This window comes from Flavobacterium tructae (genome assembly GCF_002217475.1).
Lineage (GTDB): Bacteria > Bacteroidota > Bacteroidia > Flavobacteriales > Flavobacteriaceae > Flavobacterium > Flavobacterium tructae.
In genome coordinates, this window is sequence record NZ_MUHH01000018.1 from 124,337 (window position 1) to 141,728 (window position 17,392).

The following is a 17,392-nucleotide window of genomic DNA, read 5'->3' on the forward strand; positions in this document are numbered from 1 at the left end:
ATTAACCTATCCGATATTAAGACTACTCAATTGTCATAGAACGCAGTTTGGTTCTATAGGCTTCAAGTGCTATCGATTTGGAAATGAATCCATAATATTTTTCGTTGCGGATAACGGGAAGAAAGGCTGTTTTGGACTGTTCGAATTTACTCATCACAATTTCCATACTGTCAGAAGAAGAAATAGTGACTAACGGTGTTTTCATTACATCTTTAATGGCAGTATATTTAACACGATAAGCATTAAAAATAATTTCACGAATATCATTAAAATGAACAATACCAACGAGTTCCTTCTCATTGTTTACGACAGCGAAGACCACTTGGTTGGAGTGTGAGATAAGATCGACCAATTTGCCTAAATTTTCATCCGGATGCACCGTTAGGTAATCACATTGGATGATCGTATCAATATCTAAGGTAGATAATATATTGGAATCCTTATTACTTGTAAAAGCGTGTCCTTTTTTAGCTAGGCCCTTAACGTCTAAGGAATATTTTTCAAAACGTTTTGAAATGGCGAAACTGATTGAAGATACAATCATTAGCGGAATCATTAAGCTGTAACCACCCGTAATTTCGGCAATTAAGAAAATGGCGGTTAGCGGAGCATGAAACAACCCACTTAAGATTCCGGCCATTCCAACCATTGTAAAATTACTAATAGGAAGTTTTGACAGACCAATTAGACTAATAAACTTAGAGAAAAAGTACCCCAAATAGGACCCCAGAAATAGAGAGGGAGCAAAGTTACCACCATTTCCGCCGCTTCCGAGGGTAAGTGCCGAAGCAAAAACTTTGACCATCATGGTGCATCCTACAAACAACAGTAAAACCCACTGATTGTTTCTGAAATCTTCAAATAAAGTATTGTTTAATATTTTCCCCGGATCAGTTTCAGATAGCGTTTTGATACTCTCGTAACCCTCACCAAATAATGTTGGAAAAATAAAAATAAGTAAGGCCAATAGCGAAGAGCCTATTAAGGCTTTTTTATAGGCTCCTATTTTTAGACTGGCAAAATAATGTTCAATTTTTTGAAAATTTCGGGCATAATAAACAGCCATGAAACCAGTTAGTATCCCTAAAAGAACATAAAACGGAATATTATGATAATTAAAAGCTTCCTGTTTTTTGAAAGATAATAGAATGGTTTCGTCTAAGACGATGGCTGAAACTAAAGCGCCTGTCGCAGCCGAAATCATAATAGGAGTAAAGGCAGATATGCTTACGTCTACTAACAAAACTTCGATGGCAAAAAGAACTCCTGCAATAGGAGCATTAAAAGCCGCGGCAATTCCGGCAGCAACACCACAGCCAATGAGCAAAGTCCTATCCTTATAAGGGAGTCTGTAATTTTGGGCGAAATTCGATCCAAAAGCAGCTCCCGTAATCACAATAGGACTTTCCAAACCAGCAGAACCTCCCAGACCAACCGTTAACGAACTGGTAACGATTTGTGCATACATTTGTTTTCTGGGAATTATACTTGCTTTTTTTGCAACGGCATATAGTATTTGTGAAGTTCCTTTTTCGATACTTCCGTTCAAAACCCTTTTGATCACAAATACAGTAAGTACAATACCGATAATCGGCAGGATACTATTAATAAAGCTTAGTTTTAAAATTCCGTTGATATAAGTGGCAAATGAAAAAACGCTATGGGCAAAAGTTTTTAAAACAATTACCGCCAAAGAGCAGGAAATACCAATTAAAACGCTTGACAGGAAAATAAATTGCTTCGGGGTCATTAACGATTGTCCTAAAGCGATAATGTTTTCTAGTTTTCTAAAATATTTTTTTAGCATGCCGTTTGTAAATGGTTAGGGAAATACAAATTTAGTCTATAATGTTATAAATAAATACAAATAAAGAACTAAATTAAAAACCTACTGCTGTATCGTCTCCACGAAAATCAGCCCCGCCTTCAAGAGAATTGTCCGGAAGAATCAAAATACAATCCAGTTTACCAATTACGGGAGCGTTTTTTTCATTGATCAGATATCCTTTTGCTTTTAGCTTGTCAATTGTAACGTTGCTAAAGGCACCAGGTTCAAATGTAATCAGATCCGGAAGCCACTGATGGTGAAAACGTGGAGCATTAACGGCTTCCTGCATGCTTAAATTATATTCATATACATTCAAAATTGCCTGTAATACCGAGGTGATAATAGTCGATCCGCCCGGAGTACCTACTACCATAAAGAGTTTACCGTTTTTTTCGACAATTGTTGGAGTCATTGAGCTCAGCATTCTTTTTTGAGGTGCAATACTGTTGGCTTCATTTCCTACTAAACCAAACATATTAGGAGATCCCGGTTTTGCACTAAAATCGTCCATTTCATTGTTTAAAAAGAAACCTAATTCATCACAGTAGTATTTTGATCCAAAGGCATCATTTATGGTTGTAGTAGCAGCAACGGCATTTCCTTGTGCATCCACTATTGAATAATGAGTCGTTTCGGTACTCTCATTGTACGTTACTTTTCCTTCTTTAATTTCAGAAGATAAACTCGCTTTTTCAGCATTGAAACTCGACATTCTGTCTTTTAAATAGGCATCAGACAATAAAGCATTCATCGGAATTTTTACAAAATCCGGATCGCCTAAAAACTGACTTCTGTCCGCATAAGCTCTTCGTTCAGCTTCAACGATCACCTGAATGGATTCCGGTGTATTGTGTCCCATTTTGGATAAATAAAAAGGACTAATCATTTTCATAATTTGAGCCAGACAAATTCCGCCGCTGCTTGGTGGCGCCATGGATATTATTTTCAGTTCTTTATAATCAAACTGTAATGGTTTTCTCCATTTGGCTTCGTATTTTTCTAAATCTTTAAGAGTTATGATTCCTCCTTTTTTCTGGATATAATTTACTAATGTTTTAGCAGTTTGACCTTTGTAAAATTCATCTTTTCCGTTCTTTTGAATACGCTTTAAAGTGCTGGCCAGAGCGGGATATTTGATCGTATCATTTTCCTTAAATTTTCCTGCCATAAGCGTATTCGGACCATTTACTTTTACAATAGCGTCATGATAAGCCTCCAGTTGCTTTTGCTGTTTTAGGGTTACGATCACACCTTTTTCGGCAAGGGCAATAACAGGTTTTAAAATTTCGGACATCGGAAGAGATCCTAGTTTCTTATGAACCGCAAAAACTCCGGCAACAGTACCCGGAACCCCAATCGCTAAAGCTGTTTCGGTGCTTTTTCCTTTAATGACATTTCCGTCTTTATCAAGGAACATGTCTTTTGTTGCAGCCAGTGGTGCTTTTTCACGATAATCCAATGATCCAACTTCACCATTGGCTTTTCGGTAAACCATAAAACCGCCACCGCCAATATTTCCTGCATACGGAAAAGCAACAGCCAGTGCCAGTTCGGTACCCACCATTGCGTCAAAGGCATTACCGCCTTTTTTCATGATATCTGCCCCAACTTTAGAAGCTTCTGCACGTGCCGAAACCACCATCGCTTTCGAAACTACGAGTCCGGTTGGCTTTATTGGGTTTTGCTGTGCAGTACAGCTAATATAGATCAGCGTAAATAAGAAAGTTATTTTTTTCATGTTGATGTAAAATTAAAAGGTATTATTTGGTGCTTTTGTTTGGTAAAAAGCAGTATTAAAGAGAAAGTAATTTTTGATTGGCCTGGCTTTTCATATCCTCAAAGAAGAGCGTAAATTCACGTTCAAATTCCGGATAGAATTCCTTTAGTTCAGCAGTGGCAAATTGCATGTTGGATTGGTTTTTTGATCTCCTTCGGTCCATCTGAGTTAAAATCTGATGTATTCCTTCAACAGTCTGATAACTCAAAAGCCAGTTTTGTTTGATCATATACGGCATCATATCTTGTGTTTTTTCAGTCAGGATAGGATAGTTTTCATGCAGCGATTTGTAAAATTGGTTCACAAAACGATCTAGTTTTTCATCAGAATACTTTTCCCAGTTTTTGGCTAAAAAATGGTCGTAGACAATATCAACAATTACGCCTGCATAATGATGGTATTTCTCATGTAAACGTTTGGTGCTTTGTCTGAAAATATCATGAGAATCTGTATAAGTGTCTATAAAACGATGTAAAAGAATTCCTTTTTGAACATCTTCCGGAAAATGTTCAAACTGTTTACCGCGAATTCCATCGGCCATAAAGTTGCCAATTTTAATCAAATCATTTTCACCTGAAAGATAGATATGAGCTAGGAAATTCATGTGTTTTTAAAGTTTGTGAGGTTCTTAGTTGTGAAGACACTGCGTAATTTTAGTAAAAGTATAAAAACTTTTTGACATCGTTTTAATGAATGACAGATAGCTTCATGTTTAAAATCTGAAAACTTAGAATCTTAGCACCTTAGAATCTTAGTAACTTTTCTATATTTGTGATAAAAAAATAACCATAACTCACAAAAATGACTTTAATAAAATCAATTTCAGGAATACGAGGAACAATCGGTGGAAAAGTAGGAGATAACCTGACTCCTGTTGATGCTGTAAAATTTGCATCAGCCTACGGTACTTTTTTGAAAAACAACACATCAAAAGAAAAATTAACGGTGGTGATTGGTCGTGACGCAAGAATTTCAGGACCAATGATTCACAATCTTGTAGTTAATACGCTAATAGGTTTAGGAATTAATGTAATTGATTTAGGACTTTCTACAACACCAACAGTAGAAGTAGCTGTTCCGTTAGAAAAAGCAGACGGAGGGATTATTTTAACGGCTTCTCACAATCCGAAACAATGGAACGCTTTGAAATTGTTGAACGCAAAAGGTGAGTTTTTAAGCGGAGAAGAAGGTGCAAAAATTCTTGAAATTGCAGAAGCAGAGGCTTTTGATTTCTCAGATGTTGACAGCTTGGGTGAGATTACAATAAACGATGCTTATATGGATATTCATATCGACGAGGTTTTGAATTTGCCTTTGGTTGATGTTGAAGCTGTAAAAGCGGCAAAATTCAAAGTAGTTGTTGATGGTGTAAATTCATCAGGAGGAATTATTATTCCAAAATTATTGGAACAAATGGGTGTGGAGGTTGTAAAACTATACTGCGAACCAAACGGACATTTTCCTCACAATCCGGAACCATTAAAAGAACATTTAACGGATATTTCGGAATTAGTAGTGAAAGAGAAAGCGCATTTAGGAGTAGTTGTTGATCCGGACGTTGATCGTCTGGCTTTTATCTCTGAAGATGGGGAAATGTTTGGGGAAGAATATACTTTGGTAGCCTGCGCTGATTATGTGTTGAGTAAAACTCCGGGGAATACAGTTTCGAACATGTCATCATCCCGTGCTTTGCGCGATGTAACTGTTGCTCATGGTGGGAAATACGAAGCAAGTGCTGTAGGTGAAGTAAACGTGGTAGCGTTAATGAAGAAAAACAATGCTATTATTGGAGGTGAAGGTAACGGTGGAATTATTTATCCGGAATCTCATTACGGAAGAGATAGTTTGGTGGGAGTTGCTTTATTTTTAACCCATTTGGCAAATAAAAAGATGTCAGTTTCGGCATTGCGTGCTTCTTACCCGGAATATTATATGAGTAAAAATAAAATTGAATTAACACCACAAATCGATGTTGATGCAATTTTAGAAGCCATGACCGAAAAATACAAAAACGAAGATATCAGTACAATTGATGGTGTGAAAATTGATTTTGCTACAGAATGGGTTCATTTAAGAAAATCAAACACAGAGCCGATCATCAGAATTTATACAGAAGCTCCTTCTCAGGAAAAAGCCGACGTATTGGCACTTCGAATTATTGATGAAATAAAAGCGATCGCAGGAATTTAATGTGCATTCTTATAACAAACAAAAAACACCTTTTTCATATTGAAAAAGGTGTTTTTTTATTTTGAAGACTCAAAAGTGAAAAGCGAAAAAGTATTTTAGGTTTGAACACCAAAAACTCACAAGTCACATTTTACATCTCACATTTCATAAAAAAATTACTCTATCCTGTGTTTCCATCTTTTGTGCGTCCATAAATAGAATTCAGGTGCTTCATAAATTTGTTTTTCCACTTCTCTTAAGTATTTCTCCGTAATGTCAAAATTTTTATAATCATTTGGATTGTCTGCGATTGGTACAAAGGTCGCTTCGTAATACCCTCTGGCTACTTTTTTTACTTTTACAAAAATAACACTCAGATCGTATTTTTTGGCCAGCATTTCGGCACCTGTATGCACTGGAACTTCAATTCCCATAAATTTCATCGAATGGAAAATTCGGTCCAGTTTAGGCGATTGGTCGCTGGCTAAACCGTACATACTTAAAATTCCGTTACGCTGGTTTTGAGCCATTGTTGGAATCGCTTTTCTGGTTTCGACTAGTTCCGTATCGTATTTAGAACGTATTTTTCGAACCAATTTATCAAAGTAGGGGTTGGCCACTTTTTTATAGACTGCTATACCCTGAAAAGCAATTTTAGTGTTCATGGTTAAAAGCCATTCATAACTGGCGTAGTGCGCAGCTACCAGAATGGTACTTTTACCTTTTTTCGCATACTCGTTTACAATCTCAATATTCGTAGTTTTAAACCTTCTTTCCATTTCTTCAGGTGAAATGCTCATCGTTTTGATCATTTCCAGAAACATGTCGCACATGTGACTATAGAATTTCTTTTCGATTTCTTTTCGCTCAGCATCGTTTAAATGCGGTAAAGTAAGTTTTAAGTTTTCACGTACTACTTTTTTGCGATAGCCTACGATTCTGTAAATCAGAAAACAAACAAAATCAGAAAACCAGTAAAATATTCGGAATGGGAGAATAGAGATAAGCCATAGAAAAGGATAGGCTATTATATAAACGAGAAATTGCATGTATTGTTTTTTTTACAAATATAAAGCAAAAATGAATTACGAGCGATATTTTGAATTGATGCTAACATATGTTTAAGAATGATTATATTTACAATTCACATTAAAAGTTTTTTATGAATACCATTTTGATTGGAATTATAGTTGCCAATGTTTTGATTAGTTATCAGGGTTTCAACAATCTTGCTTTTTTTAGAAAATATGAGTTTCATGTAGGAAGTATTCGCTCAGGAGAACAAATAAGAATGCTTTCATCCGGTTTTTTACACGCCGATATGATGCATTTGCTTTTTAATATGCTTACACTTTGGTTTTTTGCTCCGGTGGTACTGCAATGGCTGGGTAATTTTTCTTTTCTGTTAATTTATTTCGGGAGTTTAATTTTCGGGAGTTTATTAACGATGCTGTTTCATAAAAACGATTATAGTTATCGTGCAGTAGGGGCATCTGGTGCGGTGACAGGAGTTTTATATTCCGCCATATTGTTACAGCCGGATATGATGTTGGGAATCTTTTTTGTTATACCAATGCCGGCTTATTTATTTGGAATTTTATATTTATTGTATTCGATATACGGAATGAAGGCGAAAAATGATAATATTGGACATACAGCACATTTTGGAGGTGCAATTGGCGGATATTTCATAACTTTGATTAAAGAACCTTCCTTATTTGTAGATCATAGCTTAATGGTAATATTGTTGGCAATTCCAATTTTGATCCTTTTTGTGATGGCTAAATTGGGGAAATTGTAACAATGGCACAACTTTTGAAAGGTCACTAATCAAATAATTTAAATATAATAAAAATGAAGAAAGTAGTATTATTTTTAACCATCATGTTTATGTCTATGTCTTACGCACAAGAAGTCAAACAAATTCCTCAAATCAATGTAAGTGGTGAAGGAAAAGTAAAAATAGCACCAGATCAGGTTTGTATTTCAGCTACGGTGGAAACAAAAGGGAATAATGCTAAAGATGTCAAAAAACAAAACGACGAAAAAATTGACGCTGTTTTGAAATTTATTAAAAAAATGAATGTTCCTGTTGCTGATTATAAAACGAAACAAGTTTCGCTTAATCCGCAATACGATTACGAAAAAAAGAAAACAAGTTATAATGCTACTCAGACTGTAGAAATTGTATTGAAAGATTTATCTAAGTACGATGAAGTAATGGAAGGTTTGGTACAACAAGGAATCAATCGTATCGATAATGTTTCTTTTGAATCTTCTAAATTAGCACAACACCAATCAGAAGCTCGTAAATTAGCGATTAAAGATGCTAAGGCAAAAGCGGAAGACTACGTTTCAGTTTTAGGACAAAAAGTAGGTAAAGCGATTGCAATTTCAGACAATTCTCAAGTATACAATCCTAGACCGATGTATGCAGCTATGAAATCAATGGCTATGGATACTAACGGTGGTGCTGAACATGAAACGCTTGCAGTTGGAGAAATTGAAATTACAGCAAACGTAAATGTAAGTTTCGTTTTAGACTAGATCTGATAAAAGAATAAATTTCAAATCCCAAATTCCAATTTAAAACTGGAGTTTGGGATTTTTTGTTTTAACTAGCTCTTAGATATCATAGCAAGATATTTTTCTATGCCAGGAGTTTTATAATTTAAAAAAGCTTTGCGGTAAAGGAAGTATTGCATAACCTGTGTAATACCATCTATCGCTCTGAAAGAGCCTTAACTCTAGCATAGTGCGAAGCACTATGAAAGGGATATTGATAATGATTGTTTTAGCCCTGAAAGGGCACAAGCCTAATCCCAAAGAAGAGAAATTGATTTATATTATGTTTTCGGAAGAGATTTTTCTCTACTTATAGCTGTAATGAAGGTGCATCAACAAAATTTGTTTTCAATTCTTCAGGCAAATATGGTCTGCCTCTGGTAGCGGGAATACAGGTTCCTGTAAATACAGCCGTGGCCATTGTTTTTCCATTTTTGATAATCGATTGTTTGAAATGCAAACGCGGTAATCCCTGAGCATCGGTATAAACAGCACAAGTAACATCAAAATTGTCGTCTTTTTTTAGCGAGCGGATAAATTTGATACTGTATTCGGATAAAACCATAAATACGCCATTTTGAGCCTGTTGCACAAAATCAAAACCTAAAACCTCCCGAACAAAGTCATGACGGCATTCTTCCATATAAAAAGGGTAATATAAACCGTCCATAATTCCTTGTATGTCTATGTGTGCATCCGCAGCAGTGTAATTTTTTGAATATTCCATAATGTAATTAAAGTTAGAACTGTTTGAACGTATTTTCTTATTTTATATTGTAGTGTTTGAATCATTTTATCAGATTAGAATCCCGGATTTATAAAAGTGAAAATACAAAGCATTCAAAACCAATTTGTAAACTTCATTTAGGGGCTCTTTTTTAGTGTTCGTGATAAAAAAAACTTCTCAATTTTTAAACTGAACTTTGAAAAATAGAAGATAAGTTGTGTTAAAAAATCGTGTCACCCTGAAAAACAATAATATAATATCATTTCATACTAATATAGCATAAAGATAACATTTGGGTTAAAGTTAGATTTGAAAAGTTAATTCATATAATAAGTGGAGTATTTTAATTCAAATCGTAATAAATTAAGATTTAAATTATGTGTGCTGTAAATAATTAACAAAATAACAAAACTAAACCAAAACAAGTATTATGAAAAAACAACTACTTTTATTAGTATTGTGTTGCCTCTGGAGTATGCAGGGAATTAAAGCACAGGATCTAATCGAGCCTTCACACAGCTGTCGCACAAAAGAGGTCAATGAATTACAATTAAAGAACCACCCCGGTTCATTGAAAGAAAGTAAAGCGTTTAATTTTTTTAGTAAAGAATACGCTAAAAAGCTGAAAACCAATAAAAATTCGGTAAATACTACTTATACCATACCGGTTGTTTTTCACGTGTATGGTACATCGTTTAATGGTAAAACAGTTACTCTTGAAAAAATACAAACAGCTTTAAAACATCTTAATGAGGATTTTCAGGGTCTGAATGATGACTTCAATACTGTAGAGCCCTTTTTTCAGGCAAGAAGGGGAACTTTAAATATTGAGTTTAAACTCGCACAGATAGATCCCAATGGAAAATGTACTACTGGTGTAATTTTTGAAAGAAAAAAAGACGGATATGGTAACGGGAGTGGGTACGATAGCCAAATTCAGGCAGATGCCTGGGACAATTACAAGTACATGAACGTTTACATTCAGAATGATTTGTATGCTGATGGAGCTACCAATAATTCAGGAGTTTGCTGGTACCCGGATTCGTGGATGTCCGATAATAAATTGGCAAGATGCGTTTATAACGGAGCTTATCTGGGAGAAAATACCAATAAAGAATTTGCCTCGGTACTGACTCACGAGTTTGGTCATTTCCTGAATTTGATCCATACTTTTGATGGTGGCTGCACAGGGACTGATGAAGTGGATGATACTCCAAAAGAAGACGGAAAACATTCTTTAGGCTGTGTACCGGGAACGAATTGCGACGGTGACAAAGTAAATATCGAGAATTATATGGGGTACAATGCTGCACAAGGATGCAGTAAGATGTTTACACAAGGACAGGTAGCGAGAATGCTTGCCGCTTTACAACACGCTGCAAGAAAAACATTATGGTCAGCACAAAATTTGATCGATACCGGTGTTAATTCAACCGGAAGCAGTGTAACCACAAATGTTACAAGTTTTAAAGAAGATATTGCTAATAACGGAACGGTTACAGGCAACGCTGTAATTACTTTAAATGGAACCGTCTTTTCGAAATCGTCGGGAGCTTTAACTTCCGGGGTAGATTTTAGTTCTAATCTGCCCGCTGGCTTAAGTGCTGCGATTGTTATAAACAGTAGTAATCAGGCTACCGTTACTATAAGCGGAACGGCAACGAATCATAACGCCAGTAATACTGTCAGCGGTGAAATTACATTGTTAGCCCCTGCATTAAATGGTGGAGTGAGTGGTATGCTTTGTGATGGTTTGAGTTGGAATTTTAAGTTTAGAGATCCTTACGGTATTTTCTATGTGGATATACCCGATATGACAGTTACGTCAACGTCTACCTGGAAATATTTTGCGCTTGAAAAAGGAGATGATGTAAAATATGGTGCCTGGCGATTCGCAGCCAATCATTTAAAAGTTGAAACTTACGGAAAAAGACTGGTAACCAATACAGGAACTAATAATATTACTCCTCTCGGCTTTAATGCCGCAATTAATGCAAGCAGTAATTTTACAGCGCCGGGAGCATATCCGAACCAATTAGATCTTAGAACCTCTTCTTATAAGGCATGGGACGGAAAAACGGATTATTTGGGTTTCGAATACACCATTGATGGAGAAAAATGTTACGGTTGGTTAAAAGCGGTTGTTGCTGCAGACGGTTCAGGATACAGTATTGTAGAATATGCTTATAATACACAACCGGGCGGAACCATTTATACCGGAATCACAGATAAAGTGGCGTTAAGTGTTTCGCCGGCTTCTCTTTCGGAGAGTGCTGTTAATAATGGAAGCATTTCTCAAATTTCTTCTATTAAATTAACGACGAACAATGGAACTTTTGTCAAAAATTCAGGAGTACTAACTCCCGGAGTTGATTATACGATCACAGGTGTTCCGGCTGGTCTGACGGCTAAACTAAATGTAATAAGTACTACCGAAGTTCAATTGGCTTTTACAGGAAATGCTGCGGTGCATTTGAAAGAAAATAGTACTCAGGTAGCAGTAACCTTTTTAAATCCTGCTATTACAGGTGGGGTGGCAGTATTGTCAACTTCTGTTGCAGCTGTTAAAATTAATTTCAGAGATCCTTATGCGATTGTACATGTGAAAGATCTGAATTATACCGTGGATGCTGAAAATACATGGAAATTCTTTAGAATTACAGCGGATGCCGATCAACAGGATTATGGAGTTTTTGTGGATAAGGGTGATCTTAAATTAGAAACCTATACAAAGTCTATTGTTTGTGAGGGTAATTCTTTAAACATGAGTTTGATCGGAGCCAATCAACTTATTGATGGCAACAGTAATTTTATTGAAGGGGGCAGTTATCCTGATCTGCACAATTTAAGAAATGCGGGTTATAAATCATGGGATGGTAAGACGGGCTATATTGGTTTTAAATTTACAATAGCTGATGAACCATGTTATGGTTGGTTTAAGGTGAAAGTAAATGCTAAAGGAACTGCTTACACATTATTAGAATATGCTTACAATACAGAACCTCTGGCAGGCATACTTACGGAGGATATTCCGGCAGATCTTTCTGTTCATTTAGCCACCACACCGGATGAAATCAATGAAAATGCTGTAACTAATGATGGAAGTTTTGAAACAAAAATCACAATTCAGTTAACAACAAACGGTGGGACTTTTACAAAAAGCTCAGGAAATTTAGTTCAGGGAACAGATTTTACCGTTACAGGATTGCCAGCAGGTTTGACTCCTGTAATTACTTTATTGAACAGTACAACAGCTGAGTTGAGTTATACGGGTAAAGCGACGGCCAATGAAGCTTCAAATACAGCCACGGCGACTGTTACTTTTCTGAATCCTGCAATTACTGGAGGAGCTGCGATTCTTGATACGGATTATTTTACAACTAAGTTTATTTTTAAGAACGCTTATAAAATTATTTATGTTGATCTTCCAACTCCTTTAACAGTATCTGTTACAGGTTCCAAATGGAATCCGTTTAATATTACGGCAGATGCAGATCATACCAGCTACGGGTTATTTATTGACGGCAATGACTTAAAGTTAGAAAATTATGATAAGGATTTGGTTTGCGAATCAGGAATTAATAATATCTCGTACTTAGGCTATAACGTTACAATTGGTGCAGCAAGCAATTGGAACGGGATAAGAGTTCCTACTTTAAGAAGCAGTACTTATACAGTTTGGGACGGCAAAACAGGTTTTATAGGTTTTAAATATACGAAGAATGGAGTGCCTTATTATGGTTATTTTGAAACGGTTGTAAGTGCCGATGGCCAGAGTTATACGATCAGTAAATATGCCTATAATACAGCTCCTACAGCTTCAATTACTACGCCTCTCCAGTTGGGTGTGGTTAAGATGAGTAACAATCCGACAACAATCGCTGAAGATAAATTAACAAATAACGGAACTTTTACAACCACAGTAACGGTACAGCTGACAACAAATGGTGGAACTTTTACAAAAAGTTCAGGCAATTTAGTTCAGGGGACGGATTTTACTATAACAGGTTTACCATCGGGTTTAACTGCCAGTGTGAGTGTAGTAAATAACACTACGGTTCAGGTAAGTTATCAGGGCAAAGCCATTGCTAATGAGGCAGCCAATGTAACTACAACCACAATTACCTTTTTAAATCCGGCTATTACCGGGGGATCAGCAGTTTTAGAAAATAAATCGTTTACTACTGATTTTACTTTTACAAATGCTTATGTGGTGGTTAAAGTAGATTTACCGACCCCGATAGTAGTTTCGGCTGCGAGTCCTTCGGGATCCTTCAGAATTACTGCCGAGGTAGATGGAAACGATACCGAATTTAAGCTGCAGTATGGCGAAGAGGGCGTGAAATTTTTGACCAATAACGGTTTAGTAAGTGAAACAGGAACAAGTTCAATTAGTTTTATTGGAACCAATCAGACAATTGGAGGAAGCAACAACTGGAATTCGTCAGGAGATGCAATGATTAGCAGTCCTGCTTATAATAACTGGAATGGAAAAACGGGATTCATTGGATTTACATTTGTTAAAAACGGCATTCCTTATTATGGTTATTTTGAAGCAGCCGTAAGTACAGACGGAAAAAGTTTTGCAGTAATACGATATGCCTACAGTGCAGGACCGCAAGCTTTAATTACAACGCCCGCTACAGTTAATCCTTTTACTTTTCCTACTTTGGGCAGTGTTGATTTTGAAAACAAAGTAGCTTTTAAAGCTTATCCAAATCCGTTTAATGATGTCATAAACATTAGTTCTGATTCATTTTCAGGGAAAAAAGTAGAGGTGTTAATTTATAACAGTTTAGGACAGAAGATGTTTGTTAAATCATACGATGCCAATGATGACACTATAACTGTAGATGGCAGTAATCTTACCAACGGTTTCTACTTTTTGAAGGTGAAAGTAGACGGTGTGGCACAGCCTGATAAAAAGATAATAAAATAGTAGATTTTAAATAGAAATTGATTGAAGGGAAGGCTGTCTGAAAGGACAGCCTCCTTTGTTTTGTGTCTTTAAATAAAAAAGGAGAATACTGATCTTGTTATAATAATCCCAGCGTTTTAGCCTTTTCAATTAGATCTTTGTCGCTCCCTTTTCCTTTTAATAACTGATCTTTTATGTTGGCTTTCCTTTTTTCTATAGCGCTCATTGAAAGAGGGATATATTCCGGAAGATTTACTGTTTTTACGCCTTCAGAGATTAGAATTAAAATTTGATTGTCGTGATTGTCCCAATTTATATTTTTCTTAAACAGTTCTCTTTGAGATTCAACAATGGTATCACTTCTGAATATTTCGCCCTTAATAATGTTTTTACAAATTACAGGAAACTGTTCAAAATTGATGTCACTTTTGGAAATAAAACCCTCAGGCCGAATTCCTTTTATTATTTTGTCGACAGTCAAAGGTTCACTGCGCATAGTAAGGAGTACTATTTTGCAATTCGGAAATTTTTCCTTGATTAAATAGGCCAGATCTATACCGTCATTAATATTAGATGGTTTGTAGGGCGGCAGATTAATATCAAGTAAAGCAAAATCGATATTAATATTTTGCTTGTGATGAAGAATGATTTTATTGTAAGCATCTTCACAATTATGACTTTTAATAAAATTTGGTAAATTTTGCTGAAACTCACCATCAGATAAGAGATTGATATAGCTGTCCACCGTCATTGGATGGTCGTCGACGATCAAAATATTAAGATTCATAATTTGTTTAATTCTATTGGAAACAAATGTAAGAAAAACTACGGTTTTTCCGTAATGGAATTTTGATTGTTTTACAACTTAAGAGATTAGTCGAATGGTTGATAATTAGTGTAAGTCCCAATTTTAACATGAATTAAATGAAATATTACGGATTTACCGTACATTTTAATCCGGAGTTTAGTGTTTTTTTGTTTTAATAATCAATTAAAGTTATTTTTATGAAAACGAAGTTATTTATTCCGGGATTGCTAATTGCTGTTGCATTGTTAACTTTTTCATGTACAAATGATGATTACGAAACGCCGAAAACTCAGAGTAGTCAATCAAAAAAATTGCATGAAAAATTAGATCCAAAAACAAATAGTATGGTAAATGGAACGACTAATTCGGATATTGACTTGTTAAATACTGAGGGTGATCCCGAAATTACAAGACCAACCAGAAAAGACTAAATGTTTTTGTGTTTATAAAAAAGACTATTTGATTTATTTTTAAATCTTATAGTCTTTTTATTTCAAAACCCTATATTTGAAATTGTAAAATAATACTTAAACTTTTGACGACACCTTTTAAAATAGTTTGCTTATTACTTGTGCTGACTTTTTTTTCCTGCAGGAAAAATGAATTCGCGAATGCTAATGATAAAATCACTATTTCCTTTGATGGCAAGCATTTAAATGGTAAGGAGAAAGAAAAATATTTAGATTCCATATTTAATTTATTAAAGGATCAGAATAATGATTCTGTTACCAGAAATCTTCATTTTAAGCTGTCCACAGAATATTACTACAATAAAAAACCAAAGAAATCTTTAGCGGCCAGTTTAGAGGTTTTGAGATTGTCTAAAGAGGTTGACGACAAAGAAGGAATCGCAAAAGCATTTTATTATATTGGCGACAGCTATGGAAATGTAAAAAAGGACAGCGCTTATTTTTATTATTTGCAAGCCGAAAAAGTATATTCTACATTGTCGGATTACGATAATACGGGACGGATGTTATTTAACAAAGCTTATGTTTTGTTTTATGATGGAAATTATATTGAATGTGAGGTTGAAATCTCCAAAGCTTTGCAGTATTTAAAAGAATCTAAAGATCAACAGTTGCTCTATTGCTGTAATGCCCTAATGGGGAATTGCCTGGAAAAGCTGGTCAATTATGATAAAGCATTGTGGTACCATCGTATGGCTTTGAATAATCTGGAAAAGATAAAGCTGAATCATATTGACAAAGATGAAATAACCAATTACAATGTTACCGCTACGATTAATATTTGTAATCTATATGATTTAAAAGGGGAATATTTAAAGTCTATAGCAAAGCTGCAAGGTTTACTTTCAAGTGATTTAGAGAAAAATTGGCCTCGTCTGTATGCTAATGTTCTGAGTAATCTGGCCTATTCTAAAATGAAAATCGGGGAATACGACAATGTTTATGAAATGTTCTCCAAATCATTAGAGATTTTGAAAAATAAAGGAGATGAAGCAGATATTTTATATAAAAAGATCCGCATTGGAGAGTATTTTCTAACACAAAAAGATACTGCTAAAGCAATAGAAGTTTTGAAAGAAGCCAATTTGTTAGCTACGCGAATTAAGAACAGTAATGAAATTTTAACGTCATTAAAACTGCTTTCTACTCTGGATAAGAAAAATAGCCTCTATTATGCAAATGAGTACATTAATTTGAGTGATAGCATCAATATTGTTCAAAAAAATGCACATAATAAATATGCAAGAATTGAGTATGAAACTTCCAGAATTGAAGACGAAAATAAGATTCTGACGAAGAAAAATTTCTATATTTTAATCCTCTCATTTGCGTCAATTTTTGTATTGCTGATTGTTGTTATTTTAAGATATTCCAAGTATAAAAATAAAGAATTTCAGTTCCTTAAAAAGCAAAAGTCTGCAAACGAGGAAATCTACTTATTGCTGATGGAACAGCATGAAAAAATAAACAATGCAAGAGATAATGAAAAATCTAAAATTGCAAAAGAACTTCATGACGGAATTATGAATAGAATTTATGGCGTCCGAATGAATCTGGGCTTTTTTAATTCTAAGGTAGAGAAGGAGATAATTGAAAAAAGGAAGGAATATATTTTTGAACTGCAAAATATAGAAAATGAGGTTAGAATGGTATCACATGATCTGAGCCACAGTTCTTTTTTAGATGGTAATGACTTCAATGTTTTACTGTTAAGTTTAGTCGAAGGTCAAAAGGGTATTAGTGATACTGAATTTAGCTATACAACCGACGAAAATTTTGAATGGTCGGCTATTCAAAACATTTATAAGATTAATTTATACCGCATTATCCAGGAAGCGATTTTAAATATCAACAAGTATGCGAATGCCACAAAATGTGAAATTAAAATTCAGTTTGAGGCTAATAGTGTCCTAAGAATGTCAATTACTGACAATGGTCAGGGATTTGATACTTCAACTAAAAAAGAGGGCATTGGTTTGAGCAATATGAAAGAAAGAACCAGTTCGCTAAAAGGTAAATTTAGTATTGAATCACAAATTGGAGAAGGAACCAAAATTGAAGTCCAGTTTAATATTCGGGAGCTGACTTGACGCTGAAAAACGACTAATTTTTGACTTATATCGTGAAATA

The 17,392-nt window shown here is 35.1% G+C and carries 12 protein-coding genes; 6 read left to right on the forward strand and 6 right to left on the reverse strand.

Going from position 1 to position 17,392, the window contains the following annotated elements:
• Positions 1-22: 22 nt before the first annotated feature.
• The 3 genes from B0A80_RS08510 to B0A80_RS08520 form a co-directional block, all read right to left on the reverse strand.
• Positions 23-1,807: a chloride channel protein gene (locus B0A80_RS08510; protein WP_089077006.1), complete on the reverse strand. Its 1,785-nt coding sequence runs from the start codon at positions 1,805-1,807 to the stop codon at positions 23-25.
• Positions 1,808-1,880: 73 nt separating this feature from the next.
• The gene (gene ggt, locus B0A80_RS08515; protein WP_089077007.1) at positions 1,881-3,566 is read right to left on the reverse strand and encodes a gamma-glutamyltransferase; all 1,686 of its coding nucleotides are present in this window, start codon (positions 3,564-3,566) and stop codon (positions 1,881-1,883) included.
• A 55-nt stretch (positions 3,567-3,621) separates the two neighbouring features.
• The gene (locus B0A80_RS08520) at positions 3,622-4,209 is read right to left on the reverse strand and encodes an acyl carrier protein phosphodiesterase (protein ID WP_089077008.1); all 588 of its coding nucleotides are present in this window, start codon (positions 4,207-4,209) and stop codon (positions 3,622-3,624) included.
• A gap of 197 nt (positions 4,210-4,406) precedes the next feature.
• Here B0A80_RS08520 and glmM point away from each other — a divergent pair, with 197 nt between their 5' ends.
• A complete protein-coding gene (gene glmM / locus B0A80_RS08525; RefSeq protein ID WP_070908835.1) occupies positions 4,407-5,795 on the forward strand; it encodes a phosphoglucosamine mutase in 1,389 nt (462 codons plus the stop codon).
• A gap of 155 nt (positions 5,796-5,950) precedes the next feature.
• Here glmM and B0A80_RS08530 read toward each other — a convergent pair whose 3' ends face one another.
• Entirely contained in the window at positions 5,951-6,823 is an 873-nt protein-coding gene (locus B0A80_RS08530; protein WP_017496645.1) for a lysophospholipid acyltransferase family protein, read from the reverse strand.
• 113 nt (positions 6,824-6,936) lie between these two features.
• On the opposite strand from B0A80_RS08530, the gene B0A80_RS08535 reads away from it, so the two are divergent.
• Entirely contained in the window at positions 6,937-7,575 is a 639-nt protein-coding gene (locus tag B0A80_RS08535; protein WP_017496644.1) for a rhomboid family intramembrane serine protease, read from the forward strand.
• Between the two features lie 53 nt (positions 7,576-7,628).
• Entirely contained in the window at positions 7,629-8,321 is a 693-nt protein-coding gene (locus B0A80_RS08540) for an SIMPL domain-containing protein (RefSeq protein WP_017496643.1), read from the forward strand.
• 328 nt (positions 8,322-8,649) lie between these two features.
• Here B0A80_RS08540 and B0A80_RS08545 read toward each other — a convergent pair whose 3' ends face one another.
• Positions 8,650-9,066: an acyl-CoA thioesterase gene (locus tag B0A80_RS08545; protein ID WP_089077009.1), complete on the reverse strand. Its 417-nt coding sequence runs from the start codon at positions 9,064-9,066 to the stop codon at positions 8,650-8,652.
• A gap of 430 nt (positions 9,067-9,496) precedes the next feature.
• Here B0A80_RS08545 and B0A80_RS20765 point away from each other — a divergent pair, with 430 nt between their 5' ends.
• Positions 9,497-14,005 (forward strand): zinc-dependent metalloprotease, encoded by a 4,509-nt coding sequence (locus B0A80_RS20765; RefSeq protein WP_165769235.1) that lies wholly within the window; start codon positions 9,497-9,499, stop codon positions 14,003-14,005.
• Positions 14,006-14,102: 97 nt separating this feature from the next.
• Here the strand turns inward: B0A80_RS20765 and B0A80_RS08555 are convergent, their stop codons facing one another.
• Positions 14,103-14,771 carry a response regulator gene (locus B0A80_RS08555; RefSeq protein ID WP_089077010.1) on the reverse strand — a complete coding sequence of 223 codons (669 nt, stop codon included), beginning with the start codon at positions 14,769-14,771 and terminating at the stop codon, positions 14,103-14,105.
• A gap of 218 nt (positions 14,772-14,989) precedes the next feature.
• Between B0A80_RS08555 and B0A80_RS08560 the strand changes: the two genes are divergently transcribed.
• Together B0A80_RS08560 and B0A80_RS08565 are read left to right on the forward strand one after the other, a co-directional pair.
• The gene (locus B0A80_RS08560) at positions 14,990-15,223 is read left to right on the forward strand and encodes a hypothetical protein (protein ID WP_089077011.1); all 234 of its coding nucleotides are present in this window, start codon (positions 14,990-14,992) and stop codon (positions 15,221-15,223) included.
• Positions 15,224-15,327: 104 nt separating this feature from the next.
• Entirely contained in the window at positions 15,328-17,352 is a 2,025-nt protein-coding gene (locus B0A80_RS08565; RefSeq protein WP_233430730.1) for a tetratricopeptide repeat-containing sensor histidine kinase, read from the forward strand.
• Positions 17,353-17,392 lie beyond the last annotated feature (40 nt).